We start from the raw sequence: 16,263 nt of genomic DNA on the forward strand, positions 1-16,263 counted from the left end.
ACAGCTTCAAACAGCGCTCAGCAATCGTTTCTTTGACTCACTCAACGAGCTTACAACAGCGATTGACACCGCTCTTGAACAACTCTCTATTCCAAAAGTGAGTAACTATTTCTAACATCTACTATAACTATCCAGGGAACCCCCCGTATTCTTCCCGTGTTATATCCAGCGCGTGTCCCACATGCCGCTTCGATCGGAGCAGGTTTGGCGAATCGATCTGTACAAAAGCTATTCCGCATCAGTCATCGAAAGTGAACTATGGTGAGCGACGAGCAGACGAGACGGACGGTCCTGGGATGTCTCGCGGGCGGAACGCTCGCCGGCATCGGTGGCTGTCTGCAGGTGTTCTCGGGGGACGAAACCCGTTCCAACCCCGAACGCGAAAGCTGGAAGACTGTCTCGCCGAACCCGTTCACCGCGGTTTCCCAATCCCGGTCTCCGGTGGCCACTCTCGGCGGGCCTGATCGATCGGAATCGTTCGGGCAGGTGGTCGCTACGACGGGCGATGCCGTCCTTGTCGGCGTTCCCCAGGCTGCTCGCGATGGCGTGGAAAAAGCCGGAATGGTGGCCGTGTTTGAGCCGTTGGAGAACGGTTGGGACCAGACGACGACGCTGACTGGTCGGCAACGGAAACGCGACTACTTCGGCGGGCAGATCGCGGCCAGCGAGTCGACGCTGCTGGTCGGCAACGAGTACAACTACTCGGGGACGTCGCGGATCCCCGTGTCGGTGTTCGAGCGATCGAACGGTGACGGCTGGCAGCTGCGACGGAGCTAACCGAGGGCGTCTACATCGAATCGATGGCGGTGGACGATGATACGGCCGTCCTGCGGACAGCGGACGGCGACGGGCTCGTAGACGTCTACGAACGCGAAAGCGGGGAATGGGGACGGAAACAGACGCTGTCTGGTGCTGACCGGGACGACGGACGGGCCGTCAGATCAACCGCGATCGATGGCGAGACGATACTGGTCGGAATGCCGCCGAAGTCAGGACCGAAACGTCGGCGCGCCGAATCGGGTGTCGTTCACGTCTTCAGCCGATCGAGCGGTACCTGGGGCCACCGAACGACCCTCTCCGGAGCGACGGGGGGAGACCACTTCGGCTGGTCGGTTTCGGTGGGTGATGGGACGGCATTGATCGGCGATTACAGCAACGATACAGCGTACGTGTTCGACCGTTCAGATGGACGGTGGTCTCGCGAACGGATGTACACTGCCCCCAGTGGCCATTCCGATTGGTATTTTGGTAACACTGTTGTGATGGATGGTGATGCGTTGCTAGTCGGCGCACCGCACGCTCGGTTCGACGACTCGGTCGGTGCGGTTTACGAACTGGATCAGCCGTCTAGTACGAACGATCCGCGAGGGGTATATTTCACTGCGCCCGGTTCATCCGAGCGGTTCGGCGACGCGATAGCGACCACAAACGGGACGATGATCGTCGCAGGCGAACGTTCCGAGGGGAGAGCGGTCTACATCTACGAGCAATGACTCCCGTCGCTCCCGGAACGTGGGTTTTCCGTATGCAGCAACCCCCGGACGACGTGGTCGAACCACTTTAGTCTTCAACAGCTCGTGGGTCCAGTCCCGATGTTGGCGGTGTTTCGACGGACGGGACTCAATGGGTACCAGCCGTTCAGTCCTTGGGTTCGATCTTGCCGGCAAACGTCTGGAACTCGATCGTCTCGGCAGGGATGTAGAAGGTATCCGTACAGAACTCATAGACGTTGTCCGGCGTTTCGCCGTGCCAGAGGAGATAGGCAAACTCGTCTTCAACGATCGTATCGATCACTTCGATCGTCGACCCCTCCTGTCCGAACTCGTCGAAGATGTCCGCGAACAGGCCCTCGATCTCAGTCATCCCGCGAAAGACGCCGAGGTTCGTGACGACGGTCGACTCCTCCGCGTAGTCGATCATGACCTCGTCTAAATCCTGAGTGGCGAACGCCTCCAAGTGATGGTCGAGTACGGCTTCGGTATCGCTCATTGGAAATCCACGTGAGAGTATGACAATCAATAGCAATAAGTATTGACCATCTCACACGACGGGGACACAACGATCATGAAAAGGAGATACTGCTGCCACGACAGTACTATTAATCGTGCGGATTCCGGATGGGTTGGGGCGGACTAATTTCGAGGTGCGCTAGTTCGCTTCTCCCCCGATTTCGGCCGCTTCACGCCTTCTACACGGGGCTCGTGAAAATAGAATGAGCGACAATCACGACCTCGATCCGATCGATCCGAGCACCGCGCGCGAGCTGTTTCTCGACCACAAGGCGACCCACTGTACCGAGAAGACGGTTCGGAGTCACAAGTACCGATCCAAGCACTTCAGCACGTGGTGCGACGAGAACGGCATCGACAACATGAACGACCTCTCCGGCCGGGACCTCCACAAGTTCCGGCTCTGGCACATGGAGGAGCACGACATCAACAAGATGTCGCTGCGCCACCAGATGTGCTCGCTGCGCGTGTTCCTGAAGTGGGCCGCTTCCATCGAGGCCGTCCCGCCGAACCTCTACGACAAGGTCATGGTTCCGACGCTCAGCCCCGGGCAACGGCAGCGCGACGACATGCTCGAGGCCGATGCGGCCGAGGCGGTCCTCGAACACCTCTGGAAGTTTCACTTCGCCTCCCGGGAGCACGCCATCATCGCGCTGCTCTGGGAGACGGGCATTAGACTGGGCGCGGCAAACTCCATCGACCTGAGCGACGTCAACGTCGACGACGGATACATCAGACTTGTGCACCGACCCGAGGAAGGAACCACTCTGAAGAACGGTAAGAGCGGCGAACGGCCCGTCGCGATTACCGACGAGCTCGCCGAGGTGCTTCGGGCGTTCGTCGAGCACGACCGTGCTGACGAGGTCGACGACTACGGCCGAGAGCCGCTCTTCACGAGCTGTTACGGTCGCTTGAGCCGAACCGGGATCCGTCGGGCAGTATACAAGACGACCGCACCGTGTTTCAGGGACGCCCCGTGCCCGGGTTGTGAAGACGACTCCGATACTCCCTGTCCGGAGTCCGTGAGTCCGCACGCGATTCGGAGAGGCAGTATTACGCACTTCCTGACTGAGGACGTGCCGACGGAGGTAGTAAGCGATCGAATGAACGTGAGCCGTGACGTGCTCGAACAGCACTACGATCGGAGATCAGAGGAGGTCAAGCTAGAGCAGCGACGAGGGTATCTCGAGAACATCTGAGAGTCTCTCGGTAGCTCCTCCAATTTTTAGAGTAGTACGACACTATGGAGGTAGATATCTTGTACAAGAACGAATTTCGTTGTTCTATCTCTATTGATACACTCCGCATCCAGTAGGAATCGCGTGCTATTCACGCCTTGATCCGGTAAGACACGTTTCCGGACGTCATACGTATCTCGGGGGGAATCCTTTTATCAACGATCTCCTAATTGGTAGGATAATGCCCCTCCTTCAAGGCGTCCCCGTCGGTCCAGAACTGTTGATCATATTTATCGTCACCGGGATATTCCTCATCCCAGCACTGGTCGTGACTGCGCTCATATATCGGGACGCAAAGGAACGGAACAGCAGCCATACGCTCGCGTGGGCGCTCGGCGCGTTTTTCGGAGGCATCATCGTCTGGATTCTCTATTTCGTCGTTCGAGATGAAGTTGGAACGGGGAGCCGATCTGCAAGCAACGGAACATAACCCGAAGAAATCGGGTGACGGAACCGAATCAGTCGGTCTTGTTGGAACCCTCACTCGGTGATAGTTCTCTGAGACCGTGCTGAATACACAGCGCAAATTCAGCAATTCTGATAGCCTGACCGACACTACATTTACCAGCAATAAGGATAATTGAATTCAGTATGCCGTTCGGTATTGATAACGTATTGAAAATGGCGCCACCTATGCTGTTTTGGCCTGCAGTAGTTGCATCACTTCTTTGGGTTGAACTGGGTGAGTTCATTTACATAGCTTCTTTTTTTGGTTTGGTAGTAACGGGCGGTATTAGCTATGTCTGTGCTAGAAGAGTCCGGGAATATCATGAGCGAGGTAAATATAAAATGTTTGGTAACATCAATTTAGATTTAATGTATGAATGGAAATTTAGAATGTTTATTGAAGAGTACAGTCCGCTTGCAGCAGCTTCCCTTCCAAAGACCTCCGGTCCCTTGGTGATCGCATTTATTTCCTTGTCCATAACATTTCTATAGTAACCGTTAGAACTTTTTGCTCGGAGACTGCTGTAAGAGATAGTGGAACATCTCGACGAGATCTCCGTCAAGGAATTGCAAGACGCTCTTGACGACGTGGACGGAAAGAAGCCGACACAACGGCTCTTAGCCGCAATCGCGTACAAGAACGGTGTCACGCAGACCGAGCTAGCCGAGTGGTACGATGTTCAGCGGCGGACGATCTACAGCTGGCTCAAGCGACTCGACACCGACGAGTCGCTTGAGCAAGCCGTTTCTGACGATAAACGAACTGGGAGAAACCGTAAACTCTCAGAATCACAGCAAGAAAAATTCGAAGAAACCGTTCACGAATCACCTGAAGAGGTTGGGATCGACGCGCCGGCGTGGACGCCGGCGCTTGCCCAACAGTATCTCGAAGAAACGTACGGCGTCGAGTATTCAATCCCCAGCTGCCGGCGGCTGTTGAAAGAAGCGGGATTGAGCTATCAAAAACCACGCCGCTCAGCCGCCGAAGCCGACGAAGACGAGCAAGAGGAGTTCCACGAAGAGCTCAAAAAAAGCGGCGGGAAATGGACGCCACCGTAGTCTGTATCGACCAAACCAAGAAATCCGTCCAAGTTGAGCCGCGTGCCGCGTGGTTTCCACAGGGCACGCGGCCCTCTGTCGAGCTTTCAGGCCAACGTGAGTGGACGTGTCTGCTGGGCGCGATCACCGAGGACGGTGATCGCTTCTTCTCTCGATTTACCGAATACGTCACGGCTGAACACGCGAAACATTTCATTTTGGCATTATGCGAAGAATTCGAAGATGACTTGATCGTCGTGGTGGACGGAGCGCCGTATTTTCAGGCGTCGGCGGTCACGGACCTGGCGGCCCGTGACGACCTCGCCTTCGTGACGTTACCCTCGTATTCACCGGAGTTGAATCCGGTCGAAGAATGCTGGAGACAGCTGCAAAAGGCTCTTAGCAACCGCTTCTTTGACTCGCTCGATGAGCTAACAACAGCGATCGACACCGCTCTCGACAAACTCTCTGTTCCTAAAGTGGGCAATTACTTCTAGTGCCTACTATATCATTTCCTTTATTTTGGTTTAAACTAGTTTTACATATCTATTACAACCCAGAACCAATGTCGGGAATAGTTATACTGGCTGTTATGCCATTCCTATTTTTGGGCGTTGTTGTTGGTGCTATAATCTTCCATTTTGATGAATAGATGCTCTGTATTCAGCACGTCACTCCTGTCAATATCAGTGGATTTCAACAGATCCAAAAATCTGTGTTATGACCTCCCAAACCACTATATATCGTCTCTCATATTACGCCCGTATGAATCGAAAAGTACTCGCAGCGGTTGCAGTAGCTCTTTTAGTAGGGCTTTCAGGATGTGCGACGATATCAGTGACTGCAGAGGTAGGGGATGCGAACACGATCGAACGGTATGATCTGAATATCACGACCTCGACGACAGTCTATGGCTGGCTGAATGAAGCAGCTAAGGAAGAGGGGTATGAGAGCCTCCGCGATCAAATGACGGATGATGTTGATGTGGAGTCTGATCGTATCGAGTATAGTGAGGAGATCGATGGAGATGAAGCGACGATTAACATCCAGCTATCCGAGATACCGAGTTCGGAGATGGATGCGATTACACTCGAAGAGGATGATGGTGAACTCACATACACAGATACTGCATTCGTGAATGAGTCTGCACAATCTGAAGAAACATCAGAACTCGGTGGAGAGGCTATGTCTGGCTTGGTTCTCGATTATACTCTACATATGCCTGGCAATATTGTAGAATCTAATGCGGATGAGGTAGATGGTAATACCGCAAATTGGACACGGACAGGGGGAGAAGCATATACAAATACACACATTGAGGCGCGCAGTGAGATGCCGAGTGCACTTCCAGTAACTGGTTTCGGAATCGTCGCTGCAGGCCTCGGTATCCTGATGTTTACCTTGCTACTCACTCGTACCCGTAAACAGTAGCACGAACTCGTGGTTGATGTCGACGACCTCAAGGACGCCCGCGTGTTCCTCGGCCGCGCGCTAGTCGAGCTCCCGGAGGACGTCCCCGGACGGGCTGCCGCCGAGGATACCCAGCTGATTCTCGAGGAGGTGCTCGATAAGCGCCCAGACTGAGCGATAGGATGAGGCAGGTGAGAAGCCGCCCTAGATAAGCAAGAGGAATCCGATGAGGATCCCGGCGAAGAACGCTAGTATCAGGAAGTTCCCGTACCACCGGAAGATCAAGAACGTCCCTTTCATGGCGGGGTTGTCTCGGGCATCCCGCGAGAGGTACTCGAGCGTTCCGTGACCTCTGACGAGATGGAGGATCGCCTCGGGTAGCGCGACCAGGAAGAAGACGTACGGAAACACGACGACGCCGAACACACCGAGCACAGCGCCGATATAGAACATCGACTCCCGGGACGTGTTGCTCGATCGATCAGCCTCTCGCTCGAGATCGACGTCAGAGCCGGCGACCTGCGTCTCCCCGATGTCGTCAAGCGATGTCCCGCATTCCGAACAGTACTGCGCTATGTCGGTCACGGCCGTCCCGCACGCGGGGCACTTGGGCATACGGTCATGAGCGGACTGTCAGATACTAAAGGTTCGGCCGGCTGTTTCTCTCTTCGCGACATCAAGTGGATGAGGCGGCTAGCCCCGGATGTGATTTCGTTCGTCTTGAGGATGGTGTATTTGAGGACTTATATTGAAGTACTGGTGGTATAATTATCTCTAGATATGAGACTCGAAGATCTTGTCGATCAAAACTGGCACCGGTTTGAGCGTGATCGGTTCATAAAGGCTGATACAAAACTCCAGGTTGGCGATTTCGACCCAGAGGAGTTCAAACATGATGGATTCGACAATCGAGAGGCCTATCTCGAGACACACGTCCCTGCGCTCGTATCCGAGACACGTGTCCGGGAGGAGCTGAACAACTTCACACCACCCCGTGTCGGCGAGATCAATGATTCGGCTTATCAAGCACTCACTATCCGATACGGTATCCTCCGGCAACTGATCCAGCAGTCCGACTACAGCATGGAGAAGGACGAGCTTCTGGATGAGGTTCAGGCCTGGCAGCGCGACTTGATTTCGTCATATGATGATGAATCATTCGCAGAGTCCGACGATCTACTTCACCTCTCGAAAGCAGCGGTCGATTACAAAGACCAGATCGATGACTCGGAGCTTCATATGGTGTATAGCTACTTTGAGCTACACAACCGCTCCTGTGAACACAAACGCGATTACTTCACGTGGCTCGACTTCTTCCAGCGGCTTTCTGCAATCGGACGATTTCCCAAAGTCTCCCGGTCAGAGAACCCCGAACACGCACTGAAGACGATCGAGAAAGGGCTCTGGTCGCTCCAAGAGCAGGCACTCGTATATGAAGTCAGCCCTGATGACGGCGGTGAACTCGTCGGCATCCCAGATGATTACATCGATTACGTTCAGGACTGGCTATACTATGAGATGTCTGAGTCGAACTTTCAGCGGATGCTGGATACACTCGATGTTTTCGACCGGCAACAGGTTCTCATCGACGCTCGTGAGGTGTTTGATGTCACCGGAAAGAACTATGGTAAGAACGCGAACCGTCGCGAAAACATCGTCAAATCGGGTGTCTACCCCAGCGAGTTGCTGAAAGAAGTGGTCCCGAAAGACGACCTGAAAGCGATCGTGGACGAGTACGGCTTGGATGCTCACAAGCGAAGGACTGACGAGATGGTGTCGGCGATTATCGAGTACTTCGAGCAGTCCCAGAAGACGGTTGACGATGACGATCCCGCCGTTGAGTTGTACTTAGATACCTACGAAAAGATCGCCGATGGGTCGGTGACCGAGATACCACCGCAGATCCAGGATCTCGTTGACGCAGACAACCCTCGTGAGAAGATGGATATTCTCTTCGAGGACGCCACAGCCGAGATCTTTAGCGAGGTGTTCAACCTCGAGGGGACGAACCAACTCGGTCAGCATTCGAGTGGTGTCGTCGCCGACGGTGAAATCGAACAAGATGAGGAGTGGTTGCTGTGGGACAACAAACGTCGACGTCAGAAATTTCGGCTCGGGAGCAGCACTCGAAGCAAAATAAAAAATTACATCGACACGAAAAGCCAGCAGCACGATGTCGAGTGGTTCCTGATCATCGCGCCTGATTTCACTGAAAAAGCGGAATCGGATGCGTTACAACTGGAGATGCAGGTTGGAACCCATATCAGGTTAGTCCGAGCACGCGATTTCCAAGAGCTAGCAACGCTCTGGAAAGAAGACTACGCACAGGAAGACCGAGAATTACCCTTGTCAGTGTTCCGAGGATCGGACGCGTTCGACGTGGAACATGCGGAGAAGCTCCTCGATACACAGTTCTCGTAACCTATGCACCGAGACGAGCCACGCCGATCGCGAGGAACTATACGAGCAGTTCCGAGAGGGAGCCCTTGAGGCGCTGATCATCTCCCGCGTCGGTGACGAGGGGATCGACCTGCCCGACGCGGAGGTGGCCATCCTCGCGTCAACGATGTGCTCCTCGAGGTCACAGACTGGCCAACGTGCGGGTCGGACGATGCGGCCGTTCGGCGACTCGCAGGTGTACTTGCTGCTGACGAAGGGGTCCGGCGAGGAGGACTGGGGTCGTGAGTCAACGCAGTATCTCGCCGAAAAGGGCATCGACATCACGAAACGAGAGGTTGGGAGTGTCTGACGATGGCGAGTGACATCTCAGCCCCATACTTAATTACTCTGGGGGCGTAGCATCGTGTATGACTGAATCGGCTGCCAACCAGATCGCGGATTCACTCTCATCCGAGGTCGACCTCGAGGAGACGCTTGAGGAGCTTGACGAGCTTGAAGAGGAAGCTGGATGGAGTCCGATCGACTTTCGAGAACCTGACGAGCGATCGTCAGACACCTCCACTAAGTCACGGGATCCGGAAGACGAGTTGCTCGATCGCAGTTAATGGATCTTTTCGATTCGAATATCTGGCTACACGGGTGTCTCTTCCGGGATTCTGAACCAGCAGACCTTGTCAATGAGGCTGCACGTGGTGAGCGAGATGTCTATGTCTCGGCCTACATCTTTAATGAGGTGATAAGCCGATTAGAGAATCCGAAGTCACGATACGAACCAGATCATATCGAGCGCGCAAAGCAACTGTTCACACAAATTGCTGTCCACTCCCCGTCTGTTGATATGCCGTCGCAGTCGAGTGTAGAGCGAATGGACCATCGGCAAGAAGCGATCGCACCTTCAAACTCGTTTCTCGGAGAATTGTTAGACATTCAGGCGAAGGACGCCCCGGTACTCGTTGCTGCGTGGGGACTAAATCGCCACATCGACCTCTACACGTGCGACCGAGCGTTTGCAGCGTGTGACCTTTCCAAATACGGTATCGACTATATCCCGATCTACCACGTTGAGCCACCCTAGATCATCGCTCAATTCGGCTGTCGATCGGCAGCAGCACCCGTCCCCACAGCTCGTTGAGCGGGGTCGGCACGGGTATCGAGTACTCGATGAGCGTGTTGTCGAGGACACTTCGTAGCGTCAGTCGTCATCCCTAATACCGGGATATTTAGACCTCGCTTGTCATTCGTGTTGTCGACGTGCTACCTCAACAACTGCTTTACATCCTCACTGGCGCTTTGTTTAGTGCAATCTCGACATACGTGCTGAGTACTCACCGCGAGTACAGGCAGTCGAGACGGACGCGACGCGCGCTTTACGGTGAGATGGAGTCGATGGAAGAACTCTTGAAATCGCTTGCGGAGGAAGAAAACGATATACGGTCAGTTCGAATACAGATTGAAGATCAAGTATCGACGAAGATGTACGATCAACACCTCCCGTATCTTGGTCGGTTAACTGATGACGAGATCGGCCATGTTATGGCATTCTATCGGCAGATGAGCTACATTCTCGACTCACACCAGACTTATAATCAAGCACGGGAAGCAGACACTCCAGATAATCGAGACGAACGAAAAAGGCAGAGTAGAGAGGAATGGTTTTCATCATATAATATCAGCCTCTCCGCAGAAAATGCACTTTCCAACCTACAAGACGCTCGAAATGTAAAGGAGGATGTCAATTTCTTTCGGTACGTAGTTGGTAGCTGAAACCACCGGTCTACCGGCCATCCGCAATCCATAGTCCAGCCGATCTCTATTACCTTAAGGGGCGAGAGATCATCGAGAAGTAGAACCGTGACGACGAAATGTGGGTCAACCTGAATGTCGACGGGTTCATCGAGGTCCGCAAGACAGCTGCTCAACGAAAGAAGACCGAGCATCTGATGAATGAGCTGTAGGGTTACTTGACACCTATTGGATCACCCATCACTCATGTTCTGGGGGCGATAGTATTGACATATGAGCGGAGATGAGGTCGATGTATACGGTGTGCTGGATGTGAATGACGAAAATGAGGTTCTTGCTCCGGACTGGTTCACTACCGATGGGGACTGGTTGGTTGTAACGCCGAACTCGACACATCAGGCGGGAGCGAGTGATCTCAACGTTCCAAGATCAAACGATATAGAAGAGGTAGGTCCATTCCCGATTTCCTTATCCGATTGGGAGGGGGTTGGGTTAGCACCGCCTGATCGAGAACATCTGATGCGTGTGAAGAACGAGGTTAAAGAAAAACTCCCTCCAGACAAGATTCTGATTGAAGTAAATGGAGAGCGACGGTTCTATCGAGTTCCTCGTGAAGATCCGCTCGGTTGAGAGAGTGACGATTGCGACCGACAATGCTCAACCGACGCTGTTTTTACACACAGATCAGGAGGAAAGATACAGCCCGTCGACAACATCCACCCACACCACTCTCACCACCACATCACCACTCACCACCGTCGCCGCCGGGCTGTGCTTTTCTAGTTCATTTCGACAAAGAGACTATATGATCACCAACTGTGAGTTCATTTATGCTCCTCCATTTTGTCGCAGATGACAGGTATGGGTATTATTTCCCAGATGAATCGGAATTTGACGAAACTTGGCAAGCAGCACAGAATAATCCCGAGAAAGAGTTCCATATCATGGCGAGCCTCCGGTCGGTGTTTGGTTGGATAGACGTAGCAGAAGATTTTGGCGATTCACCTGATGAACAGATCCGGGAATTGGTAGAGAATTCAAGTACCGGAAGTAGAGCCCTAGTTGCGGCCGGGGCCGCTGTTGAGTGGGATAAGAGAGACGAACAGGGATATAATAGCCGGGAAGCGTATAACAATGGACGAGCTGCAATCGCATTGCTAGATCTAGAGTATGAATATGCTCTGCGCCAAGGATGGCATTCTGTTGCAATTTTTTGTCTCCAAGCTATCGTAGAATTTGAGAGTCAAATCGATTCTGCAGGCCGATTAGAGGTTGAAAGGGCCGTTGAACTAATCGATAGGGTCACCGCTACGTCAGATATTCACCTAGGTAATTTACGTCGCTTGCTTCAGTTACTATTGGACAACGAATTTCTTCTCTCCCCGGATTCCCCTCCCGAAAAAAGGACATTTGGTCTGTGTGTGCAAGTGGTAAATGAATTGTCTGACAAAGAGCAATATTTCCAGGAACGCCAGGTGCTTAGCCATACTATGGAGTTAGCTGATGTGCTTAATATTCCCACCCAAGATCTTAAAGAACGCTATGTTGAGACCTATCGACTAAGCGCAGATCTTCAATCAGAAAGAGGGGCTGGTCTTGAAGCTAACGAGCTTGCAGAGGCCTTAGAGGACGAGGCTGTACGTGAATATCTATCTGATGACGAAATGCGGGAGTTGAAACAAAGGTTGCGATCCGCAATCAAATCTGCATCTCGTGAATTAAAACGAGAAGGTGCGGTCGTCGATTCACCCCGTCAGCGATACCTGCACCAAGATAGTGTAATCAAATTTGTTCGACAATTCAATCAGATCAAGTATGTATATAATACAGATGCAGCATTATTCTGGTTGTTAACTCGGGACGAACTTGTACCAGCGTTTCGGGAGGGTGGAGATACTTATGGTCTTCATAACGCACTCTCGAAAACTATGTATTCACTACAGGGACACTATATTGAGTTTGACCCCAAGGAGGCAGATCTTCCAGCAAGATACTCCATTGAGGCCCGAATTGCGACGTCAACTCTAATCGGTGTACTTGACAAGTTAATCTATGAAGGCGACCTAATGGAGGTAGACATTTACAGATTTATAAACTCGATACCGGATCTTGATTCTGACAATTTGAGTTATCTAACTCGGATTGTCACAAATGTATTCGAAGAAAACCATATGGAGGCTATTCATATTGGAGGTACTCAGATAGAGGCGGTACTATACAACCTTCTCCGTGAGAAAGGTGAAGATGTGGATGCTCTTATGGACGAAGGGACGGGGACTCGTACGCTCGGTAGCCTTATCCCGAGACTAAAAGGATATGTCGACGAGGATTTTCTGGAGTATATTCGATATATGTATAATGAACCCATTGGACAGCAATTTGGCGGAAATATCCGAAATAGGGTCGCACACGGGCTACTACGTTCGGGCGAAAATAATAGGTTGATCTCGTTCATCATTTTGAGCGATATACTCCGAGTACTCGCCCGTGTGAATCGTACTACACATCACGCTAAATATGGCATCCCTGAAACATTGCTAGTCCCAAAACTAGGCAGGTACATATTCCCAGTAGTCATCCGACCATATAGTTGGTCACGACTACCCGAACAGGAGAAATTCCTGAGATACGTGAATGGCGGACGAAATCTTCAGGAGATCTCGGAGTACTTCCAGATACCACACCAATTAGCGTTGGTTCGTGTACGTCTCTCCGAAGCTGAAGGGAGTGTCAGCTTTGATGAAGAATCAACGACAGTAGAACGTATCTAACTGCGGTCGAGACGTCCACACCTACCGGTCCCTCGGGTGTGACTCCGACAGCTAGATGGATCCACCTTCTGAAAGCAGAGAGTTCCACGCGGAACGAGTCATTCCCAAGGAGCATCATATCGAGGATCTCGGGACAGTCGACATCGATTGAACAACGCTGCATAGGGATTTATTCGCAAAGGATGATATGCTGAGTTATGGTCGATTCATACCTCGTACGTTCCCTGAAGCGTGTTCATGATCAAGCAGCTGAAATGCTGGAGGTGAAAGAACCTACCTCTTCAGAGACGGTAGCTGAACAGTTTAATCAGATTCTCGAGGACTTCCTGGATGAATATCCAGATAACGAACGTATACATCAAATTGATCCGGTAGAAGGGACAAGGGCATCACTACGGCGTGTGCAGACAGTTGAGGCTGCAAATGAGGATATTCGGAAAATCAAACTCCAAACAGAGCAAATTGCAGATATATTCGATTTAGATGTTGCTGATTTTGAACAGATCGATGAAGTCACAGAGATGCGCCCGATCATTATCCAGCAAAATACCGATGTAACTCAGGAAACAGAGGTCACACAATCACAGGCATACACTCAAATCATCAGTCAAGTTGACGATGCAATGCTTGAAGATGAGGAGGCAGAGGATTTGAAAGACCTAATTCGTGAATTCAAGAATGAAATCGAAGATGCGAACACAGATGAGTCTCGTCTTCGCGACCTCGTTGGGCGAGCAAAACAGTATGGTGCTGGTATCGGAACACAGGTTGGTGCGAAGCTGACTATGGAAGGACTGCAGGCTGGTTATGACCTCATTCCATGATGTACGATGGCGACGTCGACGATTTTGAGGCCGCCCACGTATTCCTCGTGAGGATCCGCTCGGTTGAATCACCTTGAACCTGGGTCAGACCGTGACCATCTTGGCAATATGTTTATATCATGTTCGTCCTTGTTATTGTATGTCAAGCGATAACGATCGGGGGTGGAATATCGTTAATGGTGTTCCGCGATCTGCGATAGTCACATGGCTTCTTGGTAATAGTAAAGATGGTCAGCTAGGAGTTGGTGACCTGATTCTACTAGTCACGATCGGGATAGTGATTGGTTCTATCACCGGTGTTATCTAATTGATTCAGCTATTCTGGAGTGGTCACTGATCGGTGTCCTTTTTATCACCTACAAAGGAACAAAACTCGCAGCCGGCCGGTGACTTTCCACATCACCACAAACTACCACACCACTCACCAGGTTCGGTCGGCTGCTTCTCTCTTCGCGACGTCACGAAGACCTATCCACGTTGCTCACGAACGAGCGCGTATGTCCGAGGAGCCACGCCAGTCTCGCGAGCGGCCATCCAAGAAGTTCGTTCGGAGCGTCGTCAAGCACAACCGTGGGTCGCCGGCGACGTCGATCAGCGTGATCGCGACGCATGGCTACTACGACGGGTCGCAGGTTGCGGACGTCCTAGAGGAGCTCGTCGACGAAGGCGAGATCGTCGAGCGAGACGGGAAGTACTGGGTGGCTGAAGACGTCGACGATGCCGAGTGACGACGTCGACGCGATCGTGGAGCTGGTTGCCGAGCATCCTGGATGCACAACTGACGAACTCGTGGACGTCGTCGACGAGAAGGAGGTTGCTTCGGAGCAAGCACGCGAGTTACTTGAGATCGCCCTGAGACACAACCGTGTTCTCGAAGCGGACTCGAAGTACTGGGCAATCCGAAAAGGGGAGTACGCGTTTCAGGAGTACGACCATCCAGAACCGTAGAGGTTCAGTACCGGTGTACTGAGTGATGAAAGATGTTTGTGTCCCTCGGTCGGCTTCACGGACACATCGACGCGAAGCATCACGGATTCGGGGCGTTCAACCTGATCCCAAACCCCTTCGCAATCGGGGACTTTTCCCACAGTATGGAGATGATCGATGTACATTTGCTCCTGATAGGGCATAAATGCAGTTTTAGATAAACTGTTGGATACACTCTCTGTCTCGGTCACACCCTTTCTGACCGAGGTTGAGTAAGTGACAAACACACTGCTGAATAGATCCTCTGTATTCAGTACGCCTCTCCTGTCAATTCCAGAAGATTTCAACAGAGTCAATCAGTCCTTATTCTCGTCCACAGGTCGACCGCCGTCCGTCATCGCGTACTGAGAAAGGTTTGCTTCGAGCGCTTCCCGTCTCCGACGCGACTTCCGTTCCTCCGTCCGCTGGTCGTAGTGCTTGTCCAGAACGGGCACGGAGACGTCGACGCGGTCACTGAGCAGTTCCTTCGGAAGGCCGGCGTCGAGTTGCGACATGATTGCCCACTTCCGGAGCGGATGTGTACTGAACGAGGAGGGACAACTGGCAGCCTCGGCGTTCTGGACTGCATCGCAGTCGTCGATCTCCCGGTCGTGGGGACACTCCGGTGCGTACTCGCACGGTCGACTCAGCTTGTAGAAATCCCGCCGAATGGTCGTCGTCGAGACACGCCCGTTCGTCGTCGTGAAGAGTGGTTCGCGATCGAACGTATCGGTACCGTCGTTGCGGTTGTGACCGATGTAGGCCTCGAGCAGGTCCACCAGCTCCGGCGGGATGTTGATGATTCGCTCCCCGTCCGCGCCGTTCTTCAGCGGCGTCCCGTACACGTCCGACGATTCGGGGCGATGCTGGAGGTGGATGACCGCCTCCGTTGTCTCTATATCGTGGAGGTCGATCGCTCGAAGCGCCCCGAGGCGGATGCCGACCTCGGCCACGAGTTCGAACTGGGCGTGACGGCGAGAGGCGTATTCGAAGCGGTGATAGAACGATCGAATGGCTTCGACGGCTTTGTCCTCGGGGACGTCGGTTCGGACTTCCTCGTTGGGCGGCACGTTGGGCAGTGGGACGCGGTCGGCCAAATCCTCCTCGACGGCGTCGATCGTCTCACAGAACCGGAGGAAGCGTTGGATAACCGCGAGCGTCCCGTTCAGACTAACCGTCTTGATGTCGGTCTCCGACTTTCGCCAGGTCTTGAACGCCACGAGATCCCGACCACCGAGGTCATTCAAATCGGCAAGGTCCGCTTCTTCCGTCCAGTCGTGGAAGATGTTGAGCGCGGAGCGATGCGTGTACCGGGTCGCCTTCCGGAGTTCGTCGCGACGGTGATCGAGATACCAGTCGATCGCGTCCTCCGGTGTGATTGGTTCCAGTTCTCTACCGGCCATCATCCGTCTCAATC

21 protein-coding genes and 1 pseudogene are annotated in these 16,263 nt (G+C 52.8%); 19 read left to right on the top strand and 3 right to left on the bottom strand.

Going from position 1 to position 16,263, the window contains the following annotated elements; translation table 11 throughout:
* From ACFQE9_RS09435 to ACFQE9_RS09445, 3 genes and pseudogenes are all read left to right on the top strand, one after another.
* Positions 1-115: pseudogene (locus ACFQE9_RS09435) on the top strand (IS630 family transposase); the annotation flags it as partial.
* A 143-nt stretch (positions 116-258) separates the two neighbouring features.
* Positions 259-777, top strand: coding sequence for a hypothetical protein (locus tag ACFQE9_RS09440; RefSeq protein ID WP_379743760.1), 519 nt, complete (start codon positions 259-261; stop codon positions 775-777).
* A gap of 23 nt (positions 778-800) precedes the next feature.
* Positions 801-1,493: a hypothetical protein gene (locus ACFQE9_RS09445; protein ID WP_379743763.1), complete on the top strand. Its 693-nt coding sequence runs from the start codon at positions 801-803 to the stop codon at positions 1,491-1,493.
* Between the two features lie 145 nt (positions 1,494-1,638).
* Here ACFQE9_RS09445 and ACFQE9_RS09450 read toward each other — a convergent pair whose 3' ends face one another.
* Positions 1,639-1,989, bottom strand: a complete 351-nt coding sequence (locus ACFQE9_RS09450) for a nuclear transport factor 2 family protein (RefSeq protein WP_379743766.1) — start codon at positions 1,987-1,989, stop codon at positions 1,639-1,641.
* Positions 1,990-2,212: 223 nt separating this feature from the next.
* Between ACFQE9_RS09450 and ACFQE9_RS09455 the strand changes: the two genes are divergently transcribed.
* From ACFQE9_RS09455 to ACFQE9_RS09480, 6 genes are all read left to right on the top strand, one after another.
* Entirely contained in the window at positions 2,213-3,208 is a 996-nt protein-coding gene (locus ACFQE9_RS09455; protein ID WP_379743769.1) for a tyrosine-type recombinase/integrase, read from the top strand.
* Positions 3,209-3,428: 220 nt separating this feature from the next.
* The gene (locus ACFQE9_RS09460; protein WP_379743772.1) at positions 3,429-3,677 is read left to right on the top strand and encodes a hypothetical protein; all 249 of its coding nucleotides are present in this window, start codon (positions 3,429-3,431) and stop codon (positions 3,675-3,677) included.
* 161 nt (positions 3,678-3,838) lie between these two features.
* Positions 3,839-4,186: a hypothetical protein gene (locus ACFQE9_RS09465; protein ID WP_379743775.1), complete on the top strand. Its 348-nt coding sequence runs from the start codon at positions 3,839-3,841 to the stop codon at positions 4,184-4,186.
* Positions 4,187-4,228: 42 nt separating this feature from the next.
* Positions 4,229-5,229, top strand: a protein-coding gene (locus ACFQE9_RS09470) for an IS630 family transposase (protein ID WP_379743778.1) whose coding sequence is annotated in 2 segments (ribosomal slippage) — positions 4,229-4,721 and positions 4,721-5,229 — 1,002 coding nt in all. Because the reading frame shifts where the segments join, the coding sequence is not laid out codon by codon here.
* 268 nt (positions 5,230-5,497) lie between these two features.
* Complete coding sequence (locus ACFQE9_RS09475; RefSeq protein WP_379743781.1) at positions 5,498-6,163, top strand: hypothetical protein; 666 nt, start codon at positions 5,498-5,500, stop codon at positions 6,161-6,163.
* Between the two features lie 9 nt (positions 6,164-6,172).
* Entirely contained in the window at positions 6,173-6,316 is a 144-nt protein-coding gene (locus ACFQE9_RS09480) for a hypothetical protein (RefSeq protein ID WP_379743784.1), read from the top strand.
* A 30-nt stretch (positions 6,317-6,346) separates the two neighbouring features.
* Here ACFQE9_RS09480 and ACFQE9_RS09485 read toward each other — a convergent pair whose 3' ends face one another.
* A complete protein-coding gene (locus tag ACFQE9_RS09485) occupies positions 6,347-6,757 on the bottom strand; it encodes a zinc-ribbon domain-containing protein (protein WP_379743788.1) in 411 nt (136 codons plus the stop codon).
* A 165-nt stretch (positions 6,758-6,922) separates the two neighbouring features.
* Here ACFQE9_RS09485 and ACFQE9_RS09490 point away from each other — a divergent pair, with 165 nt between their 5' ends.
* The 10 genes from ACFQE9_RS09490 to ACFQE9_RS09535 all read left to right on the top strand — a co-directional run bounded on the left by ACFQE9_RS09490 (position 6,923) and on the right by ACFQE9_RS09535 (position 14,828).
* Positions 6,923-8,563, top strand: a complete 1,641-nt coding sequence (locus tag ACFQE9_RS09490; RefSeq protein ID WP_379743791.1) for a hypothetical protein — start codon at positions 6,923-6,925, stop codon at positions 8,561-8,563.
* Complete coding sequence (locus ACFQE9_RS09495; RefSeq protein WP_379743794.1) at positions 8,529-8,891, top strand: helicase-related protein; 363 nt, start codon at positions 8,529-8,531, stop codon at positions 8,889-8,891. Before ACFQE9_RS09490 ends, ACFQE9_RS09495 begins: the two co-directional genes overlap by 35 nt.
* A 58-nt stretch (positions 8,892-8,949) precedes the next feature.
* The gene (locus tag ACFQE9_RS09500) at positions 8,950-9,147 is read left to right on the top strand and encodes a hypothetical protein (protein ID WP_379743797.1); all 198 of its coding nucleotides are present in this window, start codon (positions 8,950-8,952) and stop codon (positions 9,145-9,147) included.
* On the top strand, positions 9,147-9,617 hold the full coding sequence (locus ACFQE9_RS09505; protein ID WP_379743800.1) for a PIN domain-containing protein: 471 nt from the start codon (positions 9,147-9,149) through the stop codon (positions 9,615-9,617). Before ACFQE9_RS09500 ends, ACFQE9_RS09505 begins: the two co-directional genes overlap by 1 nt.
* A gap of 311 nt (positions 9,618-9,928) precedes the next feature.
* Entirely contained in the window at positions 9,929-10,306 is a 378-nt protein-coding gene (locus ACFQE9_RS09510; protein WP_379743803.1) for a hypothetical protein, read from the top strand.
* Positions 10,307-10,558: 252 nt separating this feature from the next.
* The gene (locus ACFQE9_RS09515; RefSeq protein ID WP_379743805.1) at positions 10,559-10,915 is read left to right on the top strand and encodes a hypothetical protein; all 357 of its coding nucleotides are present in this window, start codon (positions 10,559-10,561) and stop codon (positions 10,913-10,915) included.
* A 200-nt stretch (positions 10,916-11,115) separates the two neighbouring features.
* Entirely contained in the window at positions 11,116-13,056 is a 1,941-nt protein-coding gene (locus ACFQE9_RS09520; protein WP_379743808.1) for a hypothetical protein, read from the top strand.
* A gap of 197 nt (positions 13,057-13,253) precedes the next feature.
* Positions 13,254-13,880 (top strand): hypothetical protein, encoded by a 627-nt coding sequence (locus ACFQE9_RS09525; protein ID WP_379743811.1) that lies wholly within the window; start codon positions 13,254-13,256, stop codon positions 13,878-13,880.
* Positions 13,881-14,377: 497 nt separating this feature from the next.
* Positions 14,378-14,608 (top strand): hypothetical protein, encoded by a 231-nt coding sequence (locus ACFQE9_RS09530; RefSeq protein ID WP_379743814.1) that lies wholly within the window; start codon positions 14,378-14,380, stop codon positions 14,606-14,608.
* Positions 14,598-14,828 (top strand): hypothetical protein, encoded by a 231-nt coding sequence (locus tag ACFQE9_RS09535; RefSeq protein WP_379743817.1) that lies wholly within the window; start codon positions 14,598-14,600, stop codon positions 14,826-14,828. Before ACFQE9_RS09530 ends, ACFQE9_RS09535 begins: the two co-directional genes overlap by 11 nt.
* Before the next feature lie 335 nt (positions 14,829-15,163).
* Here ACFQE9_RS09535 and ACFQE9_RS09540 read toward each other — a convergent pair whose 3' ends face one another.
* Positions 15,164-16,249: a tyrosine-type recombinase/integrase gene (locus tag ACFQE9_RS09540; protein WP_379743820.1), complete on the bottom strand. Its 1,086-nt coding sequence runs from the start codon at positions 16,247-16,249 to the stop codon at positions 15,164-15,166.
* Positions 16,250-16,263: the final 14 nt, after the last annotated feature.

Origin of the sequence: Halopenitus salinus (assembly GCF_042662125.1) — an archaeon.
Classification (GTDB): domain Archaea; phylum Halobacteriota; class Halobacteria; order Halobacteriales; family Haloferacaceae; genus Halopenitus; species Halopenitus salinus.

Excerpts from the sequence above, each read along its gene's own strand:
- ACFQE9_RS09440 (WP_379743760.1), top strand. The coding sequence starts at position 259 with ATGGTGAGCGACGAGCAGACGAGACGGACGGTCCTGGGATGTCTCGCG.
- ACFQE9_RS09445 (WP_379743763.1), top strand. The coding sequence starts at position 801 with ATGGCGGTGGACGATGATACGGCCGTCCTGCGGACAGCGGACGGCGAC.
- ACFQE9_RS09450 (WP_379743766.1), bottom strand. The coding sequence starts at position 1,989 with ATGAGCGATACCGAAGCCGTACTCGACCATCACTTGGAGGCGTTCGCC.
- ACFQE9_RS09455 (WP_379743769.1), top strand. The coding sequence starts at position 2,213 with ATGAGCGACAATCACGACCTCGATCCGATCGATCCGAGCACCGCGCGC.
- ACFQE9_RS09460 (WP_379743772.1), top strand. The coding sequence starts at position 3,429 with ATGCCCCTCCTTCAAGGCGTCCCCGTCGGTCCAGAACTGTTGATCATA.
- ACFQE9_RS09465 (WP_379743775.1), top strand. The coding sequence starts at position 3,839 with ATGCCGTTCGGTATTGATAACGTATTGAAAATGGCGCCACCTATGCTG.
- ACFQE9_RS09475 (WP_379743781.1), top strand. The coding sequence starts at position 5,498 with ATGAATCGAAAAGTACTCGCAGCGGTTGCAGTAGCTCTTTTAGTAGGG.
- ACFQE9_RS09485 (WP_379743788.1), bottom strand. The coding sequence starts at position 6,757 with ATGCCCAAGTGCCCCGCGTGCGGGACGGCCGTGACCGACATAGCGCAG.
- ACFQE9_RS09490 (WP_379743791.1), top strand. The coding sequence starts at position 6,923 with ATGAGACTCGAAGATCTTGTCGATCAAAACTGGCACCGGTTTGAGCGT.
- ACFQE9_RS09495 (WP_379743794.1), top strand. The coding sequence starts at position 8,529 with ATGCGGAGAAGCTCCTCGATACACAGTTCTCGTAACCTATGCACCGAG.
- ACFQE9_RS09500 (WP_379743797.1), top strand. The coding sequence starts at position 8,950 with ATGACTGAATCGGCTGCCAACCAGATCGCGGATTCACTCTCATCCGAG.
- ACFQE9_RS09505 (WP_379743800.1), top strand. The coding sequence starts at position 9,147 with ATGGATCTTTTCGATTCGAATATCTGGCTACACGGGTGTCTCTTCCGG.
- ACFQE9_RS09510 (WP_379743803.1), top strand. The coding sequence starts at position 9,929 with ATGGAAGAACTCTTGAAATCGCTTGCGGAGGAAGAAAACGATATACGG.
- ACFQE9_RS09515 (WP_379743805.1), top strand. The coding sequence starts at position 10,559 with ATGAGCGGAGATGAGGTCGATGTATACGGTGTGCTGGATGTGAATGAC.
- ACFQE9_RS09520 (WP_379743808.1), top strand. The coding sequence starts at position 11,116 with ATGCTCCTCCATTTTGTCGCAGATGACAGGTATGGGTATTATTTCCCA.
- ACFQE9_RS09525 (WP_379743811.1), top strand. The coding sequence starts at position 13,254 with ATGGTCGATTCATACCTCGTACGTTCCCTGAAGCGTGTTCATGATCAA.
- ACFQE9_RS09530 (WP_379743814.1), top strand. The coding sequence starts at position 14,378 with ATGTCCGAGGAGCCACGCCAGTCTCGCGAGCGGCCATCCAAGAAGTTC.
- ACFQE9_RS09535 (WP_379743817.1), top strand. The coding sequence starts at position 14,598 with ATGCCGAGTGACGACGTCGACGCGATCGTGGAGCTGGTTGCCGAGCAT.
- ACFQE9_RS09540 (WP_379743820.1), bottom strand. The coding sequence starts at position 16,249 with ATGGCCGGTAGAGAACTGGAACCAATCACACCGGAGGACGCGATCGAC.